Genomic DNA, 24,492 nt, shown 5'->3' on the forward strand with positions numbered 1-24,492 from the left:
GTAAAATCTCTCATTTTTCTCATGCTTTAGGGAGCTAAGTATTGGGAAATTTGTGCCCCAAATCAATTTATTGTGGCCATGATACAACCTTCCCTGATACAGAAATACAATGTTCCTGCTCCAAGATACACGTCTTACCCAACTGTACCGCACTGGAACAATATAGTCAACCCTACAAACTGGGCCAAGTCCTTTACCAGCGCCTATCAAAATTTTGGTCCGGAAGAAGGCATAAGCTTGTACATTCACCTTCCTTATTGCGAAAGCTTGTGTACCTATTGCGGCTGTAATAAACGCATTACTAAAAACCACAAGGTTGAGCTGCCCTATATTTCTGCATTAATGAAGGAGTGGGACATGTATACCAGGTTATTGGGAGAAAAACCAAAATTAGCTGGGATACATCTGGGTGGTGGGACTCCCACCTTTTTTTCCCCCTCAGCACTTTATACGTTGATCAACCATATTACCCAGGCATCTACCAAAATGGATGACTTTGAATTTAGTTTTGAAGGCCATCCAAACAATACAACCATTGAGCATCTTCGAACACTCGCAGGATTTGGCTTTGACAGAGTTAGTTATGGTATTCAGGACTTTGACAGCAAAGTTCAATTGGCCATTCACCGAATCCAACCTTTTGATAGAGTCAAATATGTGACAGATGAAAGCAGAAAAGCTGGATACAGCTCTATAAATTTTGACCTTATTTATGGACTCCCCCATCAGACCTTAGAAACGTTAAAAAACACCTTTAAAAAAACCAGCGAATTACTTCCCGACCGCATAGCATTTTACAGTTATGCCCACCTTCCTTCGGTATTTCCTTCGCAAAAATCCTTTGAAAAGCACCTACCGAATGAAAGTGAAAAAAGAATGCTCTATGAACAAGGGAAGATCTGGCTCAAAGAAATGGGCTATGAAGAAATTGGCATGGACCATTTTGCACTAGCAGGAGACCCATTATTGAATGCCAAATCAAACAGTACGCTACACCGAAATTTCATGGGCTACACCACCTCACCATCCAAAATACTGCTGGGTTTGGGATGCAGTGCCATTAGTGACGCTTACTATGCTTATAGCCAAAATGAAAAAAACATTTCTGCATATTTGGAGAAAATAGAAAATGGCGAATTCCCTATAATTAAAGGGCATGTTCAAAGCGAAACAGATTTGACTACCAAAGCTTTCATTATGAATCTGATTTGCAACCATAAAGCCCCGTGGCAGGCATGTGATAAAATCCCTGATTCACTTATGGAATTCTTGATTGAAGGTTTGATATCCTTTGAAGAGGGTGAAATTAACATTACCGAGGCTGGCAAACCTTTTGTAAGAAATATTTGCATGGCCTTTGACCCAAACGTTCAAAATTCAGAAAAATCCAGCGCTGTCTTTAGTAAAGCCATTTGATTGATTATCTTCGGGCAAACCTTTTTAAAAATGAAAATTAGCGCCATTTGCACCGATATCGACGGTACCCTTTTAGATAAAAACAGACAATTATCAGCCAGAACCCTGGATGTTTTTGCTGCTTTGCCGTCGGATTTCCCTATCATTCTAGCATCTTCTAGAATGCCCAGTGCCATGGCTCATTTGTTGGAAGAGTTTAAAAGAATCGACAATCCACTGATTTGTTACAATGGTGGCTTTGTGATTCGTTCCAAAAACAAAGATTACCAGCAAGTTGATTCAACCTATATATCAACAGAAACCTGCCGTGAAATTTTCCAGTTGACCGGGCAAACCAAGGTACATGTCAGCCTGTATTCAGGAGACAATTGGTATGCTCCTACCAGAGACAAATGGACCATAAAAGAAGAAATGGTCACAAAAGTTCAGGCAACTTTAGACCATCATCATGCTGTAATTGGAAACTGGGAAGAAAATAGAAGAGGTGCACATAAGGTGATGTGCATGGGAAATGCGGACGAAATTCAATGGCTTTATGACAAATTGATCGAAACGCAAGGCACTTCCTTGCATTTGTACAGATCAAAAGACACTTATATTGAAATTGCTCCTAAGGCGATCTCGAAAGCCTCTGCCCTTAAACAAGTTTTAGCTGAGCTTGCAATCCCCATGAGTGAAGCACTTGCTTTTGGCGACAATTACAATGACATCTCCCTAATAGAGGAAGTCGGATATGGGGTGGCTGTAGCCAATGCCAGAGATGAAGTAAAAGCTGTAGCAAAAGAAATTACGGCCACAAACATCGAGGACGGCGTAGCTAAAACCATTGAAAAGCTACTGCTTTAGAGCAGAATATCGTCTTCATCAGTAGTAGAAATTGCGCTATTAAGAAAGGCATGGAAGGGTCTCATTTTTGAAAAAGCTTCCAAAGAACTGGCTACGAATGCTCCGGATCGGATTTCCTCATCCGAGAAAGGGTGAGAGAGAATAAAACTTTTGTACCTTAAATACTCAATGTATTGATGGTCTTTCTCAAAGCCTTTTGGAGAGGTTTTAAGTTTTGCACCTTGCATCTCGCCGAAATTTTCTTTTATCTCAGGAGACAACAGTAACTTTTTCAATTCCCCGCCGGAATAATCTATTTCCTGCCTGATTTTCTTTAAAATAGGCGCTGCCGGCATCCATATTCCTCCACCAACAAAGGATGCTCCAGGCTGAACATGCACATAATATCCAGGCCCTTCTGATTTCTTACCTCCTACTGAAAAGTAAGCAGCCATATTGCTTTTATATGGGGCTTTATTGGCACTAAATCGAATGTCCCTATTTTGCCTAAAGACACAGTCCTTAGGCCGCAATTCTGAAAATCCCGGTTGCCATTTACTTAACTGGGCCAATATCTCAGCTACACTTTCAAGAAAAGAGGCTTTCTCTTGTTCATACCAGCTACGGTTTTCGTCCATCCATTCTTTGGAATTGTTGATAGACAGTTCAGTAAGAAAGTTTAAAAGGTCTTTATTTGGCATGTAAACAAACGCTAAATTGAAGGAAGATTTACTGTTGGTAAATTGGGTATACTTTCGGCGAAATCAAAAATTTTCAAGGTCAATCTGCCTATACCTTTTTAAATATTTCATAATCAAAACGACTGAGAATAACCTCCTATTCCATCGTCAAAGATACTTTCATAACCCTAATTAAAGAGGAGGAAAGCATGGCTACCAAAAACTACAAGATAGCATAGGTTAAGGCCTTTCAAATGCCCTTATCCTCAAAATTGGATAATTAAGGTTATATTCACCTATCATTACAACATTATTTCAATTCCTTATTTCGTGCTATAACCTTATTTAAATCTATGAAAATACGCATCCATAATGACGCTATTCGGTTAAGACTTTCTCAAACTGAAGTCAATCAGCTAGCAAAAGGAATAGCCATACGAGAAGAACTAAAATTTCCTGCTCCTTATCCCGCATTCGTATATGCCCTGGAAATTCCAGACATAGGGGATAAACTCACTGTAAGCTTTTTGGAGGGGAAATTGAGCATTAACCTTCCTGCATCAAAGATAGATAACTGGGCCAACACTGATCAAGTAGGAATATCCGAGACTATTTCTTTAGAGGATGGGGCCAACCTTCAGGTTTTAATTGAAAAAGATTTTCAATGTCTCCACAAAAGGCCTGGGGAAAATGAAAAAGACAATTTTCCCAATCCTCAAGCCTAGTACAATTTATTTATCGAAGGTGAAAATCACTTTTACCTGGTCAGTTAAGGTTTGCTCATCCGGTTCGATAGTAGGTGGTGTTCGCTGATTGTCTGCGACAATCCTCATAGATTCAGCCCCGTACATTTTTGGTTGATAAGAACTAGTGAAATCGCCATAAATCACCTGATGAACAACTATCTTCCCCAATTCAAGCGAATTGGCTATTATTTCGGCTTTGTTTTTAGCATCCTTTATAGCTAAGCGCAACAATTCCGCTTCGTATTCTTTCCTTTTATTGTCAGACAATTGAAACTCAAATTGGAAGCCCATATCAATATTATTGTGCAGGGTTTCCATGATTTTCACCAAGTCTTCTCCAGAATTATCTTTCACCAATATTCTTAGGGTTTGGCTGGCCACATAACCACTGTCCTTAGATGTGCCTTTTGTATACACCCTATTTACATTGACAAAGTAGTTGTCCGCCTTTAATTCATAATTATCTACTCCGCTTTTCTTGAGGGCCTTGGTTACCTCGGCTGCTTTTTTATTGAGCCCCTCAGTGGCATCCGCTGTTTTCATCGCTTTCATGGATAGTGAAACCCGAATCAATGCTTCATCAGGCAAAACCTTGATTTCACTTTTACCGTCAACCGAGATTTTAGAGGTTTCTTGTGCCATAGACATCATCTGAAACCCTATAAATAAACAAACTATTGCAAGTAACTTTTTCATACCCCTACCTCCTATTATTAGTATTTTAACTGTTTCTATTCAGACAATCCTTTAACAAATCATAGGCCAAAAAGAAACTGAGGCTATGGTGTTACGAAAAAAAATGAATGGGCCAGCAAATAGAACCCCTATAGAAAATTAAAGTTTTAACCTCTCAATTTATCCAAAAGGGTATTGAGCTGGTCTACTTCTTTTTCGTCGAGGTGAATGGTGTCAACATTGAAATTTTTAACCTCAGCATCTAGCAATTCTAAAAGTTCAAGCCCTTTTTTAGTAATTACTATGTCTACCTGTCGCCTGTCTTTGGGACATGCCGAGCGTTTCACCATCCCCTTTTGTTTTAGCTTTTCCACCAATCTGGAAGCATTGCTCATTTTGTTAAGCATTCTTTCCTGAATGGATGAAACCGTAGTGGGGTTGGGGAATTGTCCTCGCAAAATCCTGAGCACATTGTATTGCTCAGGCGATAAATCATGAGGCTTAAAAATCTTACTCTGGCGGGTAACCAAATAACTCTGAGTAAACAATAAATTTACAAATGCTTTTGTATAGCCGTCTTTGAATGGATTTTGTTTTATTTCCTCTTCAATTTTCATTTGATGTACTTGTATCTAATTTAGATACATTGATTATATCCAAAAGGTTCATTTACCAATTATTGATTCACTTTTGAGGGCTTGCTAAGACCTTAGAATATCCATCGTATTTGCTTTAAGTATGTTCAAACTATTTATCCAGCCTAAAAACACCGTAAGCCCAGTGATTAGCCCAAACACAATGAATAAAGGCTGCCAAGCCAAACTAAACGCTATTTCAAAAACAAAATAACTAAGCAGGAAAGAGGCCAGAACAGACAACACCAATCCCCCACCAGCTGCCAGGCTACCAAGAAAGAGGTATTCCAGAATATTTATCTTTATCAACACTTTTCTTTCAGCGCCTATTGTCCTTAATAGGATATTTTCTCTAACTCTCTGAAATTTACTAATGAGCAAGGAGCTAATCAATACCAATATTCCTGTTAGAATACTGAAGAAAGCCATAAACTGAATAACAAATCCAATCTTGCCCAAAAGATCTTCAAGGGTTTCTACAATCATACTTAGGTTCACAACAGATACATTTGGAAACTGTCTGACGATCGTATTTTGAATATTTGCAGAAGCTATGTCATCTTTTGTTTTGGTAATCAGCACATGGAATTTCGGTGCATTGTCTAATACTTTGTCAGGAAAAACCACAAGGAAATTTGTAGAGACCCTTCTAAAGTTAACCTTTCTTATACTCCCAACATAGGTTGTCAAAGGCCTTCCCTGTACATTGAATACTATTTCGTCTCCAATTTTCATATGGTTTCGCTCCGCATAACCTTCCTCCATGGAAACAAAAATACTGTCTGATTCCACATTATATGGCTTAAGCGCACCTTCCACCAACTCTTCTGTATTTATAAGGCTATCCCTATAGGTAACTCTAAATTCTCTATTGTAAAAAGAACCTGATCTCCTCTCTTCGTCCTCAAGCTCCTCATTGTCCAATTTTGAAAGTCCATTGACCTCAGAAACGCCCATAGTAATAATAGGCACATGTTGCAATATTGGAAGGTCTTCGGATTCAAGCACTGTTATCATGCTGTCTACCTGACTGGTCTGAATGTCAAAAAACAACATATTGGGCTGGTCTTCTTTGTCTGCAAAACGAACCTCATCCAGAAGTTGGTCTTGGATAAAAAACAAAGTACCTATCATGGCAGTCCCCAAGCCTATCGTCGCCAGAAGAGATACTGTTTGATTATTGGGACGGTATAAATTGGACAATGCTTGCCTCACCGGATAGTTTAAGGAAATTGGGAGAAAGGTTCGAATTGCTTTCATCACTCCCATTGCCAAGAGCCATAAAGCGCCAAATGACAAAACCACAAATCCCGTGAACCAAAGTGTTTGGTCCCATTTCCCCAACAGGAAAAAACTGAAAAGCAATATGAAAACGACAATGGCAAATAAGACAAATATCCTTGCAGGGTCGTTTCCAAAACCGCCAGATTGATCATCTGGCCTTAAGGTCATCATTGGAGAAACCTTTCGGATCTTCAAAAGAGGAATCAAAGCAAACAGAATGGAGATCATTACACCAGTAACAATACCAACACCAATGGCTCCCCAAGCCAATTGCACAGTCACTTCAACAGGCAAAAATTCACTAAACACCAAAGGCAATAAAAACTGAAGCAATGCACCAGCTATGGCCCCTATGATGGAACCAACCAATCCCATGAAGAAAATTTGCACCAGATAAACAACAATTATATCCAGGGCTTTCACTCCCAGACACCTTAAAACGGCAACTGAGGGGAGCTTTTCTTTCACAAAAACATTCACTGCACTTCCTACTCCTACACAGCCTAGTAATACTGCAATAAAAGCCACAAGGGTCAAGAAATTCGAGAGGTTTTCAAAAGACCTTCCAGTAGATTCCTTTTGGGATTGAACCGTATCAAAATTCACCCTGTCTTCATCCCAAACATCTTTATTTTCATCAATTAAGGATTGTAAATCAAAGGTCTCAGGAAATAAAAAGTAATGGTTGTAATTGACCCTGCTGCCATATTGCACCAAACCTGAAGCTTCAAGTTGATCCATAGGGATATAAACTGCTGGCGCTACTGTGGCCGTAATTCCCGTTTGTCCAGGGACTTTTTGCAAAGCTCCAACAATCTCAAGGGTTACATTTCCCACCTTAATACTGTCTCCCACGACCGCACCAAACTGTGCCATCAGGGTTTTTTCTACCAATGCCTTCTTTCCTCCTGATCTAAATGCCCTTTCGCCTTCCTGAGGCAATGTTTCAAGGGTTCCGTAATAGGGATACTCCCCTTCCAAAGCCCTAACCTGAGTCAACCTGCTATCTCCTACTTTAGGGAAATACACCATGGAAGCAAAGTTGATTTCCAAGGAATGTTCACTAGCGATTTCTTCTATTTCAAGAAACTCAATGTTTTGGTTTTCTTTAGCAGCAGGTCTGCTCCTAATAATTCCTTTGCCTGATTGTCAATATCCTTACTTAAATTGTCCCCAAAGGAAGTGACTGCAACCAAAGCTGCAATACCGGTAACAATAGCAGAAACAAACAAGATTAATTTTACACCTGTTTTTCTGAACTCTCTTTTCGCCATTTTAAAAGACCAACCCCAATCAACCATTGGTAGCCTCCTGTATTTTTCCGCCTTTGATATGTAAGGAATGGTGGGTTCTGGCTGCCAATTCAAGATCATGTGTAACCAAGATCAAAGTAGTCCCATGTTGTTCATTGAGGTTAAAAATCAGGTTTTCTATCAACTCACCTGTTTCAGTATCCAAATTACCTGTTGGCTCATCTGCAAAAAGAATTTTAGGCTCATTCGCAAAAGCCCTGGCGATGGAAACCCTTTGCTGTTCTCCACCAGAAAGTTGATTTGGATAGTGGGTAAGTCGATCTCCCAAACCTACATTTTCCAAAAGCTCTTTGGCTTTCTCTTTGGCATCCTTCCGCTTCTTCAGCTCCAATGGAACCATTACATTTTCTAAAGCAGTTAATGTTTGTAAAAGTTGAAAATTCTGAAAAATAAACCCTACCATCTGGTTTCTTATGCCAGCTCTTTGGTCTTCGGTCATGTTTTCAAGGGGCTTTCCATCTATTAGTACACTTCCTGAACTGGCGACATCCAGTCCGGCACAAAGTCCCAAGAGGGTGGTTTTGCCACTACCAGAAGGACCAACAATAGATAGGGTTTTACCCTGTTCGACCTCAAAATTAACCTGATCTAAAACAGTAAGTTCCCTGTTTCCGCTTCGGTAGGTTTTGGTCAGATTTTCAACGCTTAGTATGTTCATATCTTTCAAAGAAAAAAACTTATCCCTTTTGAACAAAAACAATAGTGGATTAAGTTTAGTATTTTTGATAATTGACTGTAAAAATAATTCAAATGTTAAGAGCAATAAAAACAGCATTCACTGCCATTCTCCTGCTTGCAGTAATTTCATCTTTAACTGTTTCCTGTAATCAAAAACAGGAAACAGCCAAAAAGGTTGCACCAGAAACGACTAAAGCTGAAGAAAAGAGCGAAAAAAAGTACATTCTATTTTATGGCAACAGCCTTACCGCTGGCTATGGACTGGACGAAGAGGCTTCTTTTCCTTCCTTAATTCAGAATAAAATAGACAGCCTTGACTTAAACTACCATGTGATTAATGGTGGTTTAAGTGGAGAAACCACTGCAAGTGGACTCAGTAGGTTGGATTGGTTTCTTGAAGAACAGCCAGAAGTCTTTGTTCTTGAATTAGGCGGAAACGATGGGTTGAGAGGAATTCCTCTTGAAGAGACCAAAAAGAACCTCAATGCAATTATTTCTGCTGTATCCAAAAAATTCCCAAGCACTAAGATTTTATTGGCGGGAATGCAAATCCCTCCCAATATGGGGCTGGAATATTCAGAAGAATTCAGAGAGATGTATGCCGAGGTAGCTGAAAAACAAAGTGTAGCCATTATACCTTTTCTTTTGGAAGGGGTTGCCGGCAATCCGGAATTAAACTTGCCAGACGGCATCCACCCAACAAGTGACGGGCAACAAATCGTCGCCCGAACAGTTTGGAAACATTTAAGACCGTTACTATAATTAATAGCCTCTTTTTGGCATTGGAGGTATTGTTCTTTAAAAATGTTTCTTTTTATTATCAGAAAATTATCTTAATTTTTCCGAGTAATTAATAAAAACAAAGGATGAGTATTCAAATACAGACTGCTGGAGATGTTTACGATGTAATTATTGTAGGATCTGGAGCAGGCGGTGGAATGGCTTCCAAAATTTTGGCAGAAGCTGGATTAAAGGTAGCAGTAGTAGAAGCTGGCGCTGATTTTGACCCCGCATTAGAGGATCACAGAACCCAATTGAGACCACCATGGGAATCCCCAAGGAGAGGTGCTGGTACAGTACGTCCATTTGGAGATTTTGATGCTGCGATTGGCGGATGGGACATAGAAGGAGAACCCTATACACGTGCTGAAGGCAGTGAATTTGACTGGTTTAGATCGAGAATGCTCGGTGGAAGGACCAACCACTGGGGTAGAATCTCTTTAAGATTTGGCCCCTTGGATTTTAAGCGTAAAGATTTTGATGGCCTTGGTGAAAACTGGCCTATCAGCTATGAGGACATGGCTCCTTATTACGACAAAGTAGATAAATTAATTGGTGTATTTGGCTCCAAAGAAGGAATTAATAATGAACCTGACGGTAATTTCCTCCCTCCACCAAAGCCACGTTTACACGAATTATTCATAAAAAAGGGAGCGGATAAAGTCAATATACCCGTTATACCTTCTAGACTTTCAATACTTACCAGACCTGTAAACAATGACCGGGGAACTTGCTTCTTTTGTAGTCAATGTAACAGAGGCTGTCAGGTTTATGCAGATTTCTCTGCAGGTACTTGCCTGGTCAAACCCGCAATGAAAAAAGGTCAGGTAGATCTTTTCACCATGGCCATGGTGAGAACGGTAATGACCAATGAACAAGGCGAAGCTACCGGCGTAACCTATATTAGTAAACTAGACATGCAAGAATACAAGCTATCTGCAAGGGTAGTAGTATTGGGTGCATCTGCGTGTGAATCAGCACGGATTATGTTAAATTCAAAATCCAAAAACCATCCTGATGGATTGGGCAATAGTTCTGGTCATGTAGGGCATTACTTGCATGACTCTACTGGTGCTGACAGAATGGGGATCTTACCTGACATGATGGACAGGGAAAGGTACAATGAGGATGGAGTAGGTGGCATGCACGTCTATACCCCTTGGTGGCTAAATGAAAAAAACCTGGATTTTGCCAGAGGCTATCATATTGAATATTGGGGTGGAATGGGAATGCCTTCCTACGGTTTTGGAGGAGGTATGGACACCATGCGTCAACATGTCAAAGATGAGTTTGGAAATCCTGGCGTAAATGGCGGCTATGGTGAAGGGCTCAAAAAGGATATTCGAAGATTTTACGGAAGTACTGTAGGCATGTCTGGTCGAGGTGAAAGCATTCCACGATATGAAAATTATTGTGAAATTGACGACCAGGTAGTAGACAAATACGGTATTCCTGTTTTGAAATTTCATTACACATGGAGTGACCAGGAATTGAACCAGGCCAAACACATGCATGAAACCTTTGAAGAAATATTAACCAGCATGGGAGCAGTAATGCTCGGCAGCAAACCGGGTGCTGACAAACAATTTGGACTTCACAAACCTGGAAGGATTATTCATGAAGTAGGAACCACCCGTATGGGCAATGATCCTAAAACATCCGTTTTAAACAAATATTCTCAAGCACATGATTGCAAAAATTTATTTGTAGTGGATGGTGGTGCTTTTGTCTCACAGGCAGATAAAAATCCTACCTGGACGATTTTAGCCAACTCTTGGAGAACTTCCGAATATATTATTGATCAACTGAACAAGAAAAATATCTAAAGCGATGAACAGAAGAGAAAACTTAAAACTTTTATTTACAGGTTCCCTGGCTTCGGGTATACTGTTTACAGGCTGCGGGCCAGAAACCCCTGAAACTGTAGAAATTCCTCACAACCCTAAAATAGGAGAGTTTGGAAGCTATGGCCGTACGCCTGAAGAGATCATTCATAATGAAAGTCTAAAATCCTCCACTTTTTTCACTGAAGATGAGCGAAAGAAATTAGACATCCTTGTGGACATGATCATACCTGCGGATGACACTTCAGGAAGCGCAACTGGCGCCGGTGTACCTGACTTTATTGAATTCATGGTAAAAGACATTCCTAGCTACCAAACACCGCTAAGAGGAGGTCTGTTATGGCTTGATTACAAATCAGATGAAATGTTTGGGAACAAATTCCTTGAAATATCTGAAGATCAACGCATACAAGTCATAGACCTTATCGCTTACCCTGACACTGCGAAACCTGAAAATCTAAGTGGTGTGAAGTTTTTTAACAACCTTAGAAACCTAACTGCAACTGGCTTTTTTACTAGCGAAGAAGGCTTCAAAGACTTGGGTTATGTAGGTAACAAACCAAATGCATGGGACGGTGTACCTGAAGAAGTATTGGCCAAACATGGTTTAGAAAACGACCCAAAATACAAAGACGTATATCTTGATGTAACTACAAGGGGAACCATTGCCCAATGGGATGACAATGGCAACTTGATCGGATAAGCTTGTCCGAGTACTAATCAATATCAACAGGGGAGCGTCTTAAAAGGTGTTCCCCTGTTTGTTTTTCAATTCACAATAATACCACTACAATATGAAAACGCTTTTTTCCCTGACTTCATTGGCCTTTGTATTTCTACTCAGCCCTTCTATTGCACAGCAGTTACCTCTTTTCAATGGAAAAGATCTCTCGGGATGGCACGTGGATGTTCCTGAGCAAGATACCAACAAAAATGTAAGTCCTTCTTTTGTTGTCAAAGATGGATTGCTTATAAGTATGGGGAACCCTCAGGGCCACTTAATTACTGATGATGAGTATGAGAATTATAGGATTACTACGGAATACCGATTCCCAGAAGCCACGGGCAATTGTGGTATATTAATACATGCTTCTACGCCGAGGTCACTATATAAAATGTTCCCCAAATCCATTGAAGTCCAAATGTATCATGAAAATGCGGGCGATTTTTGGTGCATCGTAGAAAACATCGAAGTGGACAACATGGTCGAAAGAAGAGGCCCAAAAGAAGAATGGGGCGTAATAGAGGGTAAAAAAAGAAGGATACTAAACCTTACTGATGGTTCGGAAAATACTCCCGGATTGTGGAACAGAATGGTAATAGAATGTCTGGACAACAGGGTTAAGGTCTGGGTAAATGGGGACTTCGTAAATGAAGGATACAATTGTACCGCATCCAAAGGACAAATAGCTGTCCAGGCTGAAGGAGCAAAAGTGGAATTCAGAAAACTTATTCTCGAACCGATAACGGAACTTTCTGAATAGTAGGAAGCAAAAAAAAGCCCAGAAATGGGCTTTAAATATCTTCTTTATTGGCTACCCGTAGAAATCAGAAAGCCTGGCAAGTCCTTTTCGGTTCAATAAAATTATTTTCTTTCCTTGAAGGTCTATAAGCTTGTCTTTTTTAAATTCTGATAATAACCGAATCACTGTTTCAGTAGCTGTCCCAACAAGCCCGGCAATCTCTTCACGTGTAAGCGCTATATCAAGCCGCTGTCTATCTCCACCATCAACACCATAACTATCACCCAATTGTAGCAAGGTCAAAGCCAGACGTTCTCTAATCGATTTCTGGGTCGCATCTGTCAATTGGCTTTCCATAAGCCCCATGTCATGACAAAGTGCCTGGGTAAGTCGCTGATGAAAATCACCGTCTTCTGACATTACCTTCAAAAACACCTCCTTAGGTACAAAACAAACCCCTGCATCTTCCACAATGGTAGCAGTAGTCGAATAGGACTCCTCACCTATCAAGGATGAATACCCCACTAAATGACCCTTTTGGGCAAGTCGAATTATCTGGTCCTTGCCATTGGAGGCCGTTTTAAAAATCTTAACCACGCCACTATTGACACAGAAAACACCTAAAGGCTTGGTATTTTCATAATAAAGGATCTGACCTTTTTTGTGCGATATGAAATTTTTCCCTTCAGAAATATTGCATAAATGCTCATCTCCAAGTCCTGAGAATAAGGAAAGCTTCCTGCTCAAGCACATTTCGCAAGGGGTACTTTTAACTTTATTCATCATAATGAAACACCATTTAATAAGTGACTAGGCAAATTTAACAAATTACATGACTAACGTCACTTTTATTTTCAAAATTCAGGACCTTAAAATACTGAGATTTATTCAAATATTGGGAAATGACTAATTTGAGAATACTTGCCTGTTATTGGTTCTCGCTCAAGGCAGAAATGCATGCGACCGTTGCTTATGCAAATAAAGGGCGCTTTGAAGTTGTTATTGTATAGGCAAACCTGCTCAACAGTCTTTTGATTTAGTTTGACATCCGGCGCTTTGCATTCGATCAAAAAAAAGGCCTCCCCAGATCTGTCCAAGACCAATATATCAAAGCGTTTTTGCAAAGCATTGTATTTCAACCCTTTTTCTAAGGAGATCAAACTGCCGGGATAATTCATGTTCTTGACGAGATAATGGATTATGTGTTGCCTCACCCATTCTTCAGGGGTTAAAAGCAGCTTCTTTTTCCTAATCGGATCAAAAACATAATACTTACCTTGCTCTCCCTTTTCAATATCCATGGGATAAGCCGGTAAATTCAGCTCAATTGAGGCCAAATGTTGAACCAAATCCTTCATTGGACAAATTTCCAACAAATAATCGGACGGCAAAACTTATGGCAAGAATAAAACTCAAAAGGACAGGTAAGGCGTAATCCTATCAACCCAGGCCTCGTTGAAAATTTTAATGTTTAACAAATCCTTCGCTGAATCGTAATTCCCATGCTGATTTCTATAAGCCAAAATAACTTTGGCAGCTCCATAATCTATGTAGGGATGCTTAATTAACTGTTTAAAATCCGCCAAATTGACATTTAATTGTCTTTCAATCTTGGGTTCAAAGGTAAATACATCGTAAATTTTCTCTGCCAGTTCAGCATTCACACCATACACTTCCAAAAGTTGCTCAGGCGCATTGAAGCCCCCTAAATTGTCTCTGTATTCGGCTATTCGAGCAGACAAAACCGGCCCAACACCTTGCACCATCTGCAACTCCACAGCAGTAGTCTCAGCAAAAGATATTTTATTCAAGCTGGGTTTAGTAGGTCTTTTAAGTGTAGGAGTAGCATTGCCTTTCTTTTCACTTCCCCTCCGCTCCTGGCTTGACTTCTCATTGCTCTCCTGAGAAGAAGATTCTTGAGAAAATAAAGTTTTATTCTCAGCAATATAAGCAAGATAGGAAGCTTGGGCTGCTGAACGGTTATGCCTCTCAATAAAATAGGGAGCGGCATACAACAAGGTTAAAACGGGGATCACAAAGACAAATCCACGCATTTCCCGTCGGGTAAAACCCAAATAAGATTTCAACACATAAAACCATTTATTCAACATAGTTTTCCCTATTACATAGTTAAATTAAGAATAATGGAATGTTATTCCAAAAAATCGCCTTATTGTATAAGGAATAAAAAGAGGACGAATTTATTTAGAAGCATTATAAATTAAACTCCCTTTGCTGAATTAATTCATTTCGTCCCAATTCTATAATAAATTTGTAGCTGAAAGTTGGTTATCATGCAGTCAAAGTTTAAAGCTTTAAGTCTATCATATAAAAATGCCCCTGTAGCAATCCGGGAGTTGGTATCTTTGGATGATGGTGCGGTACGCTCACTTTTGGGAAAATTGAGAGAGTTTTTTAGTCTTACCGACACCCTGATTCTATCTACCTGTAACCGTACAGAAATCTATTACAGCCACGAGCTGGATCTTTCCACAGAAATCATCAAGCTTGTAGGGCTAGAGAGAGGCCTGATGGACACCATATCCTATCTGGAGTACTTTGACATCTTTCATGATGACAAATCTGCCATATCGCACCTTTTCAGGGTTGCAATGGGACTTGAGGCTCAGGTAATCGGTGACATGCAAATATCCAATCAGGTGAAACGTGCCTATCAGACTTCGGTAGACATGGACATGGCAGGACCATTCCTGCATCGCCTCATGCATACCATCTTCTTCACCAATAAGAAGGTTGTACAAGAAACGGCCTTTAGGGACGGGGCTGCTTCAGTATCCTACGCAGCAGTAGAGTTGATTGAAGAGCTCACCTCCAACACCCATCAACCAAGAGTACTATTAGTAGGCTTGGGCGAAATTGGAGAAGATGTAGCCAAAAACCTGGTTTACCTGAAAGACGCAAAAGTAAAAATTGCCAACAGGACCTATTCTAAAGCATTGGAATTGGCCATTGAATATGATTTCGAAGCCATCCCTTTCGAGGAATGTTTTGAAGCGATGAAAGAGGCAGATGTAATCATATCCTCTGTAGCAATGCCTGAGCCATTGATCAGCAAACAACTTATCAGCAGCTTCAATATTAAAAGTTATAAATTACTGGTAGACCTTTCTGTTCCTAGAAGCATAGATACGGCAGTGGAAGACCTCCCTGGAGTATTGCTTTACAATGTGGACAATATCCGTAGCAAGGCTACCGAAACCTTGAGCAAAAGGAAAGCGGCTATACCTCACGTAGAAAACATTATTGTAGAGAACATTAAAGAGTTTTACGATTGGAAAAAAGAAATGATGGTCTCCCCTACCATCAATAAACTTAAAAACAGCCTTGAGCAAATCCGTAAGGAAGAGCTTGAAAGATACCTTAAGAATGCTGATAGTCAGCAATACGACATCATAGACAAGATGACCAAAAGTATGATGCAAAAGATCCTTAAAGTACCTGTGGTGCAATTAAGGGCTGCCTGCAAACGTGATCAAGCTGAAGAAATGATCGGTATCATCAATGACCTTTTTGATTTAGAAAAGGAAGAAGTCAAAAAAACAGATCACTAGTAAAATTCCACCACCCGAAAGATTTAGATTTTTTATGAGGCAATTAAAATAGCCTTATTGTTTTATTCGGAAAGCTGTAATTTCTTTTTTACTTTCACCCCAAAACACGCTAAAATGCACAAAATTCACCTGTTTAAATTTTTTATAGCCTTGCTATTGTTTGTTATGTTTGCGAGGGAAGGGTCTACCCAAACCTGGGAAGTATTTGACAGCAACTTTCACTTGGAAAAAAAGCTTTCAAAGGGTGAGATTTTTTTACTTGGGAATAGCCTTAGAATCAATGTATGGAACAATGATCTTTCATTTTTGGATTCAAAATATGAACCCTTTACCGTTATAGAAGATGCTAGTCTATATCAATTTCTTGAACCTTGGATCATCATCAAAAATAACGATAAATTCGGGGCGCTTCATGAATATGGCGAGCAGGTTTTACCGGCCATTTACGATGAGATAGATACCTATTACACCCTATTACTTGCCAGAAAAGGAGAAGAATACTTCGTATACGATCGGGGAAAAAGATCAACATTTTCAATTGGGAATTTTGCTTCAGCAAGAATAGCCAGAAATGGACAGGTAATAGCACAAAACAGCGATGGGAGCTTTATTTTACCCCTCTCAGAAACGCCTGAACACAAGTATGTGTCACTGACCGATCCAACAGACGATGTAATTGTTGCCAGGGAAGCAACAGGCCTTGGTCTAATCAATATGGAAGGGAAATACATTCTCAAACCTGTAATTGATGAATTGACCCATTTGGAAGACAGTTATTTTTACGCCAAAAACAGCAATGAATACCTTTTGATCAACGCTCTGTCAACCACTGCCGACATCAGGTACAATAGCTTTCACCGGATCAGCATAGAAAATGATGTGATGGTAGAATACATTCATGGTAAGTTAAGGCGAATCATGAAAAATGACGGTATCCTTTTGGATATCGTGGGAATGGATTCCGTACGAAAATCAGGAGATTATTTCAATGTTCACTTTAGGGATGGCACTACAGGATTACTTAACAAAGAAGGTGACTGGGAAGTAAGGCCAACAAAAACAGCTACCGGTATTTTGCCTGGAAATGAAGGTGCTTATGGAGCGAAAATAGGAGATGGTTTTGGCTTTATCAATGCCAATGGAGATACCTTGGTTTCTCCCAAATTTGATCAGGTAAAAATATTCTCCGAAGGTATGGCCAGTGTAAAAACAGGAACCAAATGGGGCTATATAAACCAACAGAATGAGTTGGTTATTCCTTACACTTACAACACAGTAGGGCCATTTCTTCAGGGCATCGCTATAGTTCAAAATGATGGCACCTATAATTTGATCGATAAAAGTGGGGAATCAATGCTTGAGACCCCTTACACTAGGGTCAGCAGAATGATGGATGGTTATTACTTGTTGGAAGATAAAGGGCTCTTTGGCCTTGCAAAGCCTGATGGCACCGTTATAAGCAACCCTGTTTATGAAGAGATCAGAAGAGAAGCAAAGGATAAAATATTAATAAGGAAAGATGGTAAATACGGCGTTATAAAAGAAAATGGGGATTTCGAATTGCCACTTTTCTACAATGCCATTCTGTTTGACAATAAAAACGATAAGATTTTAGCAAAAAGCGAAACAGAAGCAGTTCCTGAAGTATTGAGTAAAAAAGAATTGAAAAAAGAATGAGAAAAAAGAAAGGGGCTTAAAACCCCTTTCTTTTTTGTTATTTATTTTTATCGTTTCCTCGTGACCTGTCTGACGATTTGTTTTCATCAGATTTTGCTATTGAATCACGCATGCTGGTATCAGATTTTACATTTTCCATTTTGTAATAATCCATTATACCAAGATTACCAGATCTAAAGGCTTCAGCGATCGCTTTAGGAACCTCAGACTCAGCCTCGGTTACTTTCGCTTTCATCTCTACATTTTTAGCCTTCATCTCTTGCTCTAGCGCTACAGCCATAGCTCTTCTTTCTTCGGCCCTTGCTTCAGCTACTTTCAAATCTGCAGTAGCCTGATCTATTTGAAGTTTTGCTCCAATATTTGATCCAACATCGATGTCTGCAATATCAATTGATAATATTTCAAAGGCAGTACCAGAATCAAGTCCTCTTTCCAAAACAAGTTTTGAAATTTTATCAGGGTTTTCAAGCACACTCTTATGGTTCTTTGCAGAGCCTATGGAAGTCACTATACCTTCACCAACCCTTGCCAGGATGGTCTCTTCACCTGCTCCACCTACAAGCTGAGCAATGTTTGCCCTAACAGTCACTCTCGCCTTAGCGATAAGCTGAATACCATCTGCAGCTACCGCAGCTACATTGGGCGTATTGATTACTTTTGGATTTACAGAAATCTGTACCGCTTCAAAAACATCTCTTCCCGCAAGGTCTATTGCTGTTGCTTGCTTAAAGGAGAGGGAAATATTGGCCTTGTCTGCAGAAATCAATGCCCTGATTACATTGGGCACATTACCACCGGCCAGAAAGTGTGTCTCAAGATCATTTGTTGTAAGGTTGAGTCCGGCCTTCGTTGCAGTGATCAGAGAGTTGACAATCACCCCTGGTGGCACTTTTCGAATACGCATACCTACTAGTTCCAATAGTCCAACTTTAACATTTGAGAAAATAGCAGTAATCCAAAGATTTACCGGAACGAAATAGAGAAATACAAATAATAAAATTAGACCGCCAAAAGCAGCGACCAGTACTAATACCGAATTAGAAATATCCATAATTTAGGGTTTTATGATGATTTTATTGTTTTCAATTTTTGAAATGGTAACGCTTGTTTTTGAGGGAATAAATCCACCTTGAGACTTTGCCTCATAAATCTTGTCTGCTATAATTATTTTCCCATAAGGCTTAAAATCAGAAATCGTCTCACCTACTTGCCCCACTTCGAGTCCAAGCAAACGGTCTTCATAAGCACTTCCGAGAGAGGTGTCTTTAAGTGCAAAACGATCCCAAACCCCGGATTTGAACCCGTAAACGATCATCCCGAAATTAATCAGTCCCGCAGCCGCCAATACCCCATAGGCTACCATAGGGGTGAAATTTTGAAAAGCATGATAAATGCCCAATGCGGTAAATATCAGCCCTAATATTCCTACAACAGTGGTCCCAGGAACAAAAATAACTTCCAACATTACCAAAAGTGCACCAAAAACTATTAAACTTATTAATATTAACCAGTCCATGAAATTCGTTTTTTAAAGGCGCCCCTATTTTCTATGAGGTTAGCTTTCTGTAAAATTACGAGAATTCGCAACAATAGAAAGCCAAATGAAATGAATCATTTGGCTTTCTATTGAGGAAAATCCCCAGAAATCATAAGTACTTCACAATGCTTAACTAAAACTTCTTCAGAATCAGACCTAATGGATGCTATTCAATGCTACCCCAAGGTGAAAGCTTTTTATTCAAAACATGCTGTAAAGCCGCTAATATGCGATGAGAAAGTTTCTTGTGATTTCATCATTGATTTTTACAAGATTCTACCCATAGCTCCCATTTCCCTACAAGATTTTTCACCTTTTCTGGATAATTATTAGCAAGGTTGGTTGTCTCGGTGCCATCAGCAGCTAAATTATAAAGTTCCCACGGACTGTTTTCATCCTCCGAAATGATCTTCCAATCACCGGAACGTAAAACCCTATTTTCAGGCACTCGCCAGGCTAAAAAATCAGGAGGGGAAAGCTTCTTTCCTTGAAAAATTGGGCTAAGGCTTTGGCCATCAAGTGGGAGGGGCTTACGACCTTCAAGTTCGCTTGGATAAGTTCCATTTGCTAATTCAAGAAATGTTGGCATAAGGTCTATAATATGCCCCACATCATTGACTATTTCACCACGAGCCTGAATACCTTTGGGCCAATGCGCTATTAAAGGTGTTCTGATACCACCTTCGTACCCCGTCATTTTAGTAGACCGAAAGGGAGTATTGCTCATAAGTGCCCAATCGAGGCCATAAGCCTGAAAGGAATCTGCCGGACCAGGAAGATTGTCAGGCCCACTCCCTAACTGTACAGCTTCACCGTTAAGACGCCAGGTTCCACTCTCATTTTGTCCAAAAAATCCATTTGTCGTTGGTTTCTCTCCACCATCAGGGGCCGCACCATTGTCGGAAAGGAATAGGATTAAAGTATTTTCAAACTGCCCACTTTTCTTCAGCATATCAACAATCCTCCCTGTACTTTGGTCAATGGATGCTACCTGAGCAGCATATACCGCCATTCGCTCAGCCTCCCAGTTCTTTAAGGAGTCCATCGTCCAGTCATCATCATTGTCTGGCCGAGGATTAATAGGCCAATTTTGGGGGATCAATCCTAATTCAGTTTGTTTTTCTAAGCGCTTAATGCTCCATCCATTCCATCCCTCTTCGCGGTAGCGACTACGATGGGGAACAATATCGGCTTCATTAGCATGTAATGGCCAGTGTGGGGCAATATGAGAAACATAAAGAAAAAATGGTTTTTTATCTGTGGCAGCTTGCAGCTCGGACTCCTTTAAGAATTCAAGGGCATAATCTGTAAGGTCATCTGTAAGGTAAAAGTCATCAGGTAGCTCAACCTTGGATTCATTGAGAAAAAAGGGGTTGGGCTCCACCTCGTCAAAATAACTGATTTTACCTGCACACATGGGGCCATAAAAACGGTCAAACCCACGTTTGGTAGGCATATCAGGATCTTGCCATTTCCCAACCATCATCGTATGATATCCTGCCATTTGTAGCCCCTCACCCAGATTTATAGACCGTGAATAATCTGTGGGTTCATTCCAGTTAGTACCTGTATGCCCAATTCGTTGCGCATATAGTCCTGTCAACAGGGATGCCCGTGAAGGCCCACAAACAGAATTGTTGTAAAATTGAGTAAAGCGCAAACCATCGGCTGCCAATGCATCAAGGTTAGGGGTTGGGATTTCTCCACCATAACAACCTAAATCAGACCAGCCGAGGTCATCTGCAAAAATGAGAACGATATTAGGAACCTTTGCTTTATTAGTAGGGATATCATCAATCAGACCACCTGGTGTTTTTTTATTAGGTGCTTGTTGCGAAAAAACATTTTCAGTGAATAAGCCACTGATCAGGGCCATAAACAGTAAAAAAACATTAACGATTGGTCTATAATTTACCTGCATATCTAATATTAGTTAATAAGCTTCACAATAACTTGTCCCCCTAAGTAGAAGTATTTCAATTCTTAATGTCCTAGCATTATAAAAAAATAGGGCCATAATCTAAAATTATGACCCTATTTTCATCTCCTATCTTGTAATCGGGAAAAGTCTGTCCAAGGGATTCAACTTTTTCCTTAAGGGAATAAGCCCCCCTTAATTTTATCAGAATCATTGTTTTATTATTAAATTCCTATCAAAACCCGATTCAAGTAAATTAACATTGGCAATCAATGCTTTTAAACTTTCTTGATCAATAAGCTCTTGCGAATAGCACTCTTCCTGTAGAAGGTTTTCCTGAAACGATACAAAGACCGTCCTCTTTTACCTGATCAAGAGGAATACATCGAATAGTCGCTTTTGTTTTTTCCTTGATCTTTTCCTCAGTTTCAGCAGTACCGTCCCAATGGGCCGCTACAAATCCCCCTTTGTTATCCAAGACATCTACAAATTCCTCCCATGTATCCACAGAAGTTGTTTTTTCATCGGTAAACGATTTGGCCTTTTGGTAAATGCTATCTTGGATATTGTCCAGGGTATCTTTAATAATAGTTATCAAATCTTCTGTTTCAAAATTGATAACAGTTTTGGAAAAATCATCCCTACGGGCTAATTCTACTGTTTTGTTTTTAAGATCCCTGGGCCCTATTCCAAGCCTCAACGGTACGCCTTTCAATTCATATTCAGCAAATTTCCATCCTGGCTTATAGGTGTCTCTGTCATCAAATTTCACAGAAATACCTATATCGTCCAATTGATCAACTATTTCTTTCGCCTTAACGCTAATTTCTTCGAGTTCTTCTTCACTTTTGAATATTGGCACGATTACTACCTGAATTGGAGCCAATTTAGGAGGTAATACCAAGCCTTTATCATCAGAATGAGCCATGATCAAGGCACCCATTAATCTGGTACTTACTCCCCAGCTGGTTCCCCATACATGCTCCAGGCCTCCTTCTTTGGTAGCAAACTTTACATCAAACGCTTTGGCAAAATTCTGTCCTAAGAAATGAGAGGTACCAGCCTGCAAAGCTTTTCCATCCTGCATCATCGCTTCTATACAATAAGTAGACTCAGCTCCTGCAAATTTTTCACTTTCGGTTTTTACTCCTTTAATGACAGGCATGGCCATAAATTTTTCGGCAAAATCCGCATAGACATTTAGCATCTGTACTGTTTCTGCTTCTGCTTCTCTTTTGGTAGCATGAGCAGTATGCCCTTCTTGCCATAAAAATTCTGCTGTCCTAAGAAAAAGCCTTGTTCGCATTTCCCAACGCACCACATTTGCCCACTGATTGATAAGCAAAGGCAAATCGCGGTAAGATTGAATCCAGTTTTTGTATGTACTCCAAATAACAGTCTCTGAGGTAGGTCTAACGATCAACTCCTCTTCTAATTTTGCTTCCGGATCTACGATTACTCCTTTTCCTGAAGGATCGTTTTTAAGTCGGTAATGCGTAACGACAGCACACTCCTTGGCAAAGCCTTCTACGTGGTTGGCTTCTTTGGATAAAAACGATTTTGGGATAAATAATGGAAAATAAGCATTGCTATGACCAGTTTTTTTAAACTTGCGATCCAGCTCTGCCTGCATCTTTTCCCATATACTAAATCCGTATGGTTTTATAACCATACACCCTCTAACGGCACTATTTTCAGCGAGGTCTGCTCTTTTCACCAATTCATTGTACCACAGGGAATAATCCTCACTACGCTTGGGTAATCCTTTACTCATTATTATTTCTTTGTTGTAATAAAAAAACTCTTTATCTTAGATTCTTGATTTGTGACAAATATAAATTAAAAAATGATAACCTTCTTGTTATATCGTCGTATATAGTAAGTGAGGAATAAACTAAATATCTATATGATTAATTTCAATCCAATTCGGACAATAGGCGCATTTGCGATTTTAGGCCTTGCTGCCTGTAGCACTAGCTACCAAGCCAGCAATATGGGCGGTGAAGTCGACAACTTGTACTTTATGGCTTCAGATTCAAGAATAGCGACTGAATTTGCTGTGAAAAATAATAATCCGGAAAATTTTAAGGAAATTGAACAAATCCGTGATATTGACGGAGACGTAGAAAATTTTTCTGCAAGAAATGTAAATCCGGAATATATAGCTAAATACCAACGGTCAGCGGATCCATCTGTTGACGAGTCTACGGTATATTTTGATGATTCTCAAAGTGGAACAAACTTAGCCACGGGAGAACCAAACATTAATGCCTATGACAACTACACAGGTACAAATGGAAGTTCTGTTACTAATAATAACTTCTTCATGAGCCCAATGATGAGTTATGGAATGTCTTCCATGATGATGGGAAGCATGTACAATCCTTACTTCGGATCAGGATTTGGTGGAATGGGTTATTATGATCCATTTTACAGTTCAGGATTCGGCTTTAACTCAGGTTTTGGTTACAGATCAGGTTTCAACCTTTCCCTTGGAATGGGATTCGGTTTTGGCAATCCTTATTTCGGACGTGGATTTGGAATGTATGACCCATTCATGAACTACGGATATGGTTACAGACCAGGTTTTGGAGGTTTATATGGAGGTGGATATTATTCTCCGGTAATTGTATTGCCAGGTGGATCTGAAGCAAACAGACGTCAGGTTGTTCAAGGAGCAAGGGGTTACAGATCTTCTTCTTTGGCCAATTCAAATTCCTCTAGTAGAAGCAGGAGTATTGCAAGCCCAACCTCATCAAGGGCTACTGCTAGAAGAGACGCATTGTCTAACAATTCTAGTGTAGTATCTAGAAACAGATCGTCTGCAACCAACAATTCATTCAGCAGATCTCAAAATGATTATTATAACTCAGCCTCTGCTACCCCTTCCAGAAGAAATATTAATTCTCCTGCAATGAACAGGTCAGGGAACACTTCTACAAGAAGTAGTTATGGTAACTCAAGTAATAGTAGCACATACAGATCAGCTGCGCCTTCAAGCAATAGCAGGTCAAGAAGTATAAACTCAACCAATAGCAGGTCTCAATATGCAGCACCTAGCTCAAGCAGTAGAAGTTCTTCACCTTCTTACAATAGAAGTAGGAGTTCAACTACACCAACTTATCAACAACGTTCTACTACACCTAGTAGAAGCAGTACATATTCTGCACCTTCCAGGTCTTCATCTACCTATAGCGCTCCAAGGAGTAGCAGTGGATCTTCATCAAGAAGTACCGGAAGCAGCAGTAGCAGTAGTAGAAGAGGGAATTAATTCCCTCTTTTTTTTCTCTTCTTTAAAAAATCACCCCCATCGTATATAGTACTTTTTTACACTTAATCCTCAGCTGTGGATGCTAGTGGCATCTTCTTATTGACTTTATTTACTTAAATACCTACCCTTGAAGTAACGTTTTACCTTAACCTAAACACGTGAATATCCGTTTCGGATA

The 24,492-nt window shown here is 39.8% G+C and carries 23 protein-coding genes; 10 read left to right on the forward strand and 13 right to left on the reverse strand.

Annotated features, from left to right (window positions below):
- The first annotated feature begins 78 nt into the window (after positions 1–78).
- Entirely contained in the window at positions 79–1,416 is a 1,338-nt protein-coding gene (gene hemN / locus ADICYQ_RS09490) for an oxygen-independent coproporphyrinogen III oxidase (protein WP_040415409.1), read from the forward strand.
- 30 nt (positions 1,417–1,446) lie between these two features.
- Complete coding sequence (locus ADICYQ_RS09495; protein ID WP_040415411.1) at positions 1,447–2,262, forward strand: Cof-type HAD-IIB family hydrolase; 816 nt, start codon at positions 1,447–1,449, stop codon at positions 2,260–2,262.
- On the opposite strand, the gene ADICYQ_RS09500 is transcribed toward ADICYQ_RS09495, so the two are convergent.
- A complete protein-coding gene (locus tag ADICYQ_RS09500; protein WP_020888701.1) occupies positions 2,259–2,942 on the reverse strand; it encodes a DUF2461 domain-containing protein in 684 nt (227 codons plus the stop codon). The two genes, ADICYQ_RS09495 and ADICYQ_RS09500, sit on opposite strands and share 4 nt — an antisense overlap.
- A 332-nt stretch (positions 2,943–3,274) precedes the next feature.
- Here ADICYQ_RS09500 and ADICYQ_RS09505 point away from each other — a divergent pair, with 332 nt between their 5' ends.
- Entirely contained in the window at positions 3,275–3,646 is a 372-nt protein-coding gene (locus ADICYQ_RS09505; protein ID WP_020888702.1) for a DUF7009 family protein, read from the forward strand.
- A gap of 6 nt (positions 3,647–3,652) precedes the next feature.
- Here ADICYQ_RS09505 and ADICYQ_RS09510 read toward each other — a convergent pair whose 3' ends face one another.
- The 5 genes from ADICYQ_RS09510 to ADICYQ_RS09525 all read right to left on the reverse strand — a co-directional run bounded on the left by ADICYQ_RS09510 (position 3,653) and on the right by ADICYQ_RS09525 (position 8,232).
- Entirely contained in the window at positions 3,653–4,363 is a 711-nt protein-coding gene (locus ADICYQ_RS09510; RefSeq protein ID WP_020888703.1) for an SIMPL domain-containing protein, read from the reverse strand.
- A gap of 146 nt (positions 4,364–4,509) precedes the next feature.
- Positions 4,510–4,959 (reverse strand): MarR family winged helix-turn-helix transcriptional regulator, encoded by a 450-nt coding sequence (locus ADICYQ_RS09515; RefSeq protein WP_020888704.1) that lies wholly within the window; start codon positions 4,957–4,959, stop codon positions 4,510–4,512.
- A gap of 84 nt (positions 4,960–5,043) precedes the next feature.
- Positions 5,044–7,314, reverse strand: coding sequence for an ABC transporter permease (locus ADICYQ_RS09520; protein ID WP_235114526.1), 2,271 nt, complete (start codon positions 7,312–7,314; stop codon positions 5,044–5,046).
- 23 nt (positions 7,315–7,337) lie between these two features.
- On the reverse strand, positions 7,338–7,535 hold the full coding sequence (locus ADICYQ_RS28445; protein ID WP_235114528.1) for a hypothetical protein: 198 nt from the start codon (positions 7,533–7,535) through the stop codon (positions 7,338–7,340).
- Positions 7,536–7,554: 19 nt separating this feature from the next.
- Positions 7,555–8,232, reverse strand: coding sequence for an ABC transporter ATP-binding protein (locus ADICYQ_RS09525; protein ID WP_020888707.1), 678 nt, complete (start codon positions 8,230–8,232; stop codon positions 7,555–7,557).
- A gap of 92 nt (positions 8,233–8,324) precedes the next feature.
- Here ADICYQ_RS09525 and ADICYQ_RS09530 point away from each other — a divergent pair, with 92 nt between their 5' ends.
- From ADICYQ_RS09530 to ADICYQ_RS09545, 4 genes are all read left to right on the forward strand, one after another.
- Complete coding sequence (locus ADICYQ_RS09530; RefSeq protein ID WP_020888708.1) at positions 8,325–9,014, forward strand: arylesterase; 690 nt, start codon at positions 8,325–8,327, stop codon at positions 9,012–9,014.
- 104 nt (positions 9,015–9,118) lie between these two features.
- Positions 9,119–10,858, forward strand: coding sequence for a GMC oxidoreductase (locus tag ADICYQ_RS09535; RefSeq protein WP_020888709.1), 1,740 nt, complete (start codon positions 9,119–9,121; stop codon positions 10,856–10,858).
- Positions 10,859–10,862: 4 nt separating this feature from the next.
- Entirely contained in the window at positions 10,863–11,579 is a 717-nt protein-coding gene (locus ADICYQ_RS09540) for a gluconate 2-dehydrogenase subunit 3 family protein (RefSeq protein WP_020888710.1), read from the forward strand.
- A gap of 91 nt (positions 11,580–11,670) precedes the next feature.
- The gene (locus tag ADICYQ_RS09545) at positions 11,671–12,360 is read left to right on the forward strand and encodes a 3-keto-disaccharide hydrolase (protein ID WP_020888711.1); all 690 of its coding nucleotides are present in this window, start codon (positions 11,671–11,673) and stop codon (positions 12,358–12,360) included.
- Positions 12,361–12,411: 51 nt separating this feature from the next.
- On the opposite strand, the gene ADICYQ_RS09550 is transcribed toward ADICYQ_RS09545, so the two are convergent.
- The 3 genes from ADICYQ_RS09550 to ADICYQ_RS09560 all read right to left on the reverse strand — a co-directional run bounded on the left by ADICYQ_RS09550 (position 12,412) and on the right by ADICYQ_RS09560 (position 14,450).
- Positions 12,412–13,125, reverse strand: coding sequence for a Crp/Fnr family transcriptional regulator (locus ADICYQ_RS09550; RefSeq protein WP_020888712.1), 714 nt, complete (start codon positions 13,123–13,125; stop codon positions 12,412–12,414).
- Positions 13,126–13,223: 98 nt separating this feature from the next.
- Positions 13,224–13,697 carry a type I restriction enzyme HsdR N-terminal domain-containing protein gene (locus ADICYQ_RS09555; RefSeq protein WP_040415414.1) on the reverse strand — a complete coding sequence of 158 codons (474 nt, stop codon included), beginning with the start codon at positions 13,695–13,697 and terminating at the stop codon, positions 13,224–13,226.
- Positions 13,698–13,751: 54 nt separating this feature from the next.
- Positions 13,752–14,450: a ComEA family DNA-binding protein gene (locus tag ADICYQ_RS09560; protein ID WP_020888714.1), complete on the reverse strand. Its 699-nt coding sequence runs from the start codon at positions 14,448–14,450 to the stop codon at positions 13,752–13,754.
- Between the two features lie 183 nt (positions 14,451–14,633).
- Here ADICYQ_RS09560 and hemA point away from each other — a divergent pair, with 183 nt between their 5' ends.
- Both hemA and ADICYQ_RS09570 read left to right on the forward strand, forming a co-directional pair.
- Positions 14,634–15,911 carry a glutamyl-tRNA reductase gene (gene hemA, locus ADICYQ_RS09565; RefSeq protein ID WP_040415417.1) on the forward strand — a complete coding sequence of 426 codons (1,278 nt, stop codon included), beginning with the start codon at positions 14,634–14,636 and terminating at the stop codon, positions 15,909–15,911.
- A gap of 114 nt (positions 15,912–16,025) precedes the next feature.
- Positions 16,026–17,588, forward strand: coding sequence for a WG repeat-containing protein (locus tag ADICYQ_RS09570; protein WP_040415420.1), 1,563 nt, complete (start codon positions 16,026–16,028; stop codon positions 17,586–17,588).
- 37 nt (positions 17,589–17,625) lie between these two features.
- Here the strand turns inward: ADICYQ_RS09570 and floA are convergent, their stop codons facing one another.
- The 4 genes from floA to proS form a co-directional block, all read right to left on the reverse strand.
- Entirely contained in the window at positions 17,626–18,639 is a 1,014-nt protein-coding gene (gene floA / locus ADICYQ_RS09575; RefSeq protein WP_020888717.1) for a flotillin-like protein FloA, read from the reverse strand.
- 3 nt (positions 18,640–18,642) lie between these two features.
- Entirely contained in the window at positions 18,643–19,104 is a 462-nt protein-coding gene (locus ADICYQ_RS09580) for an NfeD family protein (protein ID WP_020888718.1), read from the reverse strand.
- Between the two features lie 277 nt (positions 19,105–19,381).
- Entirely contained in the window at positions 19,382–21,046 is a 1,665-nt protein-coding gene (locus ADICYQ_RS09585) for an arylsulfatase (RefSeq protein ID WP_020888719.1), read from the reverse strand.
- Between the two features lie 289 nt (positions 21,047–21,335).
- Positions 21,336–22,817: a proline--tRNA ligase gene (proS, locus tag ADICYQ_RS09590; RefSeq protein ID WP_020888721.1), complete on the reverse strand. Its 1,482-nt coding sequence runs from the start codon at positions 22,815–22,817 to the stop codon at positions 21,336–21,338.
- 132 nt (positions 22,818–22,949) lie between these two features.
- Between proS and ADICYQ_RS09595 the strand changes: the two genes are divergently transcribed.
- Complete coding sequence (locus ADICYQ_RS09595) at positions 22,950–24,314, forward strand: DUF5320 domain-containing protein (protein WP_020888722.1); 1,365 nt, start codon at positions 22,950–22,952, stop codon at positions 24,312–24,314.
- The last annotated feature ends 178 nt before the right edge of the window (positions 24,315–24,492 follow it).

Origin of the sequence: Cyclobacterium qasimii M12-11B, from assembly GCF_000427295.1 — a bacterium.
Taxonomy (GTDB): Bacteria; Bacteroidota; Bacteroidia; order Cytophagales; family Cyclobacteriaceae; genus Cyclobacterium; species Cyclobacterium qasimii.

What these genes read in the sequence shown, in the direction of transcription:
- hemN (WP_040415409.1), top strand. Translation starts at nt 79, where the DNA reads ATGATACAACCTTCCCTGATACAGAAATACAATGTTCCTGCTCCAAGA.
- ADICYQ_RS09495 (WP_040415411.1), top strand. Translation starts at nt 1,447, where the DNA reads ATGAAAATTAGCGCCATTTGCACCGATATCGACGGTACCCTTTTAGAT.
- ADICYQ_RS09500 (WP_020888701.1), bottom strand. Translation starts at nt 2,942, where the DNA reads ATGCCAAATAAAGACCTTTTAAACTTTCTTACTGAACTGTCTATCAAC.
- ADICYQ_RS09505 (WP_020888702.1), top strand. Translation starts at nt 3,275, where the DNA reads ATGAAAATACGCATCCATAATGACGCTATTCGGTTAAGACTTTCTCAA.
- ADICYQ_RS09510 (WP_020888703.1), bottom strand. Translation starts at nt 4,363, where the DNA reads ATGAAAAAGTTACTTGCAATAGTTTGTTTATTTATAGGGTTTCAGATG.
- ADICYQ_RS09515 (WP_020888704.1), bottom strand. Translation starts at nt 4,959, where the DNA reads ATGAAAATTGAAGAGGAAATAAAACAAAATCCATTCAAAGACGGCTAT.
- ADICYQ_RS28445 (WP_235114528.1), bottom strand. Translation starts at nt 7,535, where the DNA reads ATGGCGAAAAGAGAGTTCAGAAAAACAGGTGTAAAATTAATCTTGTTT.
- ADICYQ_RS09525 (WP_020888707.1), bottom strand. Translation starts at nt 8,232, where the DNA reads ATGAACATACTAAGCGTTGAAAATCTGACCAAAACCTACCGAAGCGGA.
- ADICYQ_RS09530 (WP_020888708.1), top strand. Translation starts at nt 8,325, where the DNA reads ATGTTAAGAGCAATAAAAACAGCATTCACTGCCATTCTCCTGCTTGCA.
- ADICYQ_RS09535 (WP_020888709.1), top strand. Translation starts at nt 9,119, where the DNA reads ATGAGTATTCAAATACAGACTGCTGGAGATGTTTACGATGTAATTATT.
- ADICYQ_RS09540 (WP_020888710.1), top strand. Translation starts at nt 10,863, where the DNA reads ATGAACAGAAGAGAAAACTTAAAACTTTTATTTACAGGTTCCCTGGCT.
- ADICYQ_RS09545 (WP_020888711.1), top strand. Translation starts at nt 11,671, where the DNA reads ATGAAAACGCTTTTTTCCCTGACTTCATTGGCCTTTGTATTTCTACTC.
- ADICYQ_RS09550 (WP_020888712.1), bottom strand. Translation starts at nt 13,125, where the DNA reads ATGATGAATAAAGTTAAAAGTACCCCTTGCGAAATGTGCTTGAGCAGG.
- ADICYQ_RS09555 (WP_040415414.1), bottom strand. Translation starts at nt 13,697, where the DNA reads ATGAAGGATTTGGTTCAACATTTGGCCTCAATTGAGCTGAATTTACCG.
- ADICYQ_RS09560 (WP_020888714.1), bottom strand. Translation starts at nt 14,450, where the DNA reads ATGTTGAATAAATGGTTTTATGTGTTGAAATCTTATTTGGGTTTTACC.
- hemA (WP_040415417.1), top strand. Translation starts at nt 14,634, where the DNA reads ATGCAGTCAAAGTTTAAAGCTTTAAGTCTATCATATAAAAATGCCCCT.
- ADICYQ_RS09570 (WP_040415420.1), top strand. Translation starts at nt 16,026, where the DNA reads ATGCACAAAATTCACCTGTTTAAATTTTTTATAGCCTTGCTATTGTTT.
- floA (WP_020888717.1), bottom strand. Translation starts at nt 18,639, where the DNA reads ATGGATATTTCTAATTCGGTATTAGTACTGGTCGCTGCTTTTGGCGGT.
- ADICYQ_RS09580 (WP_020888718.1), bottom strand. Translation starts at nt 19,104, where the DNA reads ATGGACTGGTTAATATTAATAAGTTTAATAGTTTTTGGTGCACTTTTG.
- ADICYQ_RS09585 (WP_020888719.1), bottom strand. Translation starts at nt 21,046, where the DNA reads ATGCAGGTAAATTATAGACCAATCGTTAATGTTTTTTTACTGTTTATG.
- proS (WP_020888721.1), bottom strand. Translation starts at nt 22,817, where the DNA reads ATGAGTAAAGGATTACCCAAGCGTAGTGAGGATTATTCCCTGTGGTAC.
- ADICYQ_RS09595 (WP_020888722.1), top strand. Translation starts at nt 22,950, where the DNA reads ATGATTAATTTCAATCCAATTCGGACAATAGGCGCATTTGCGATTTTA.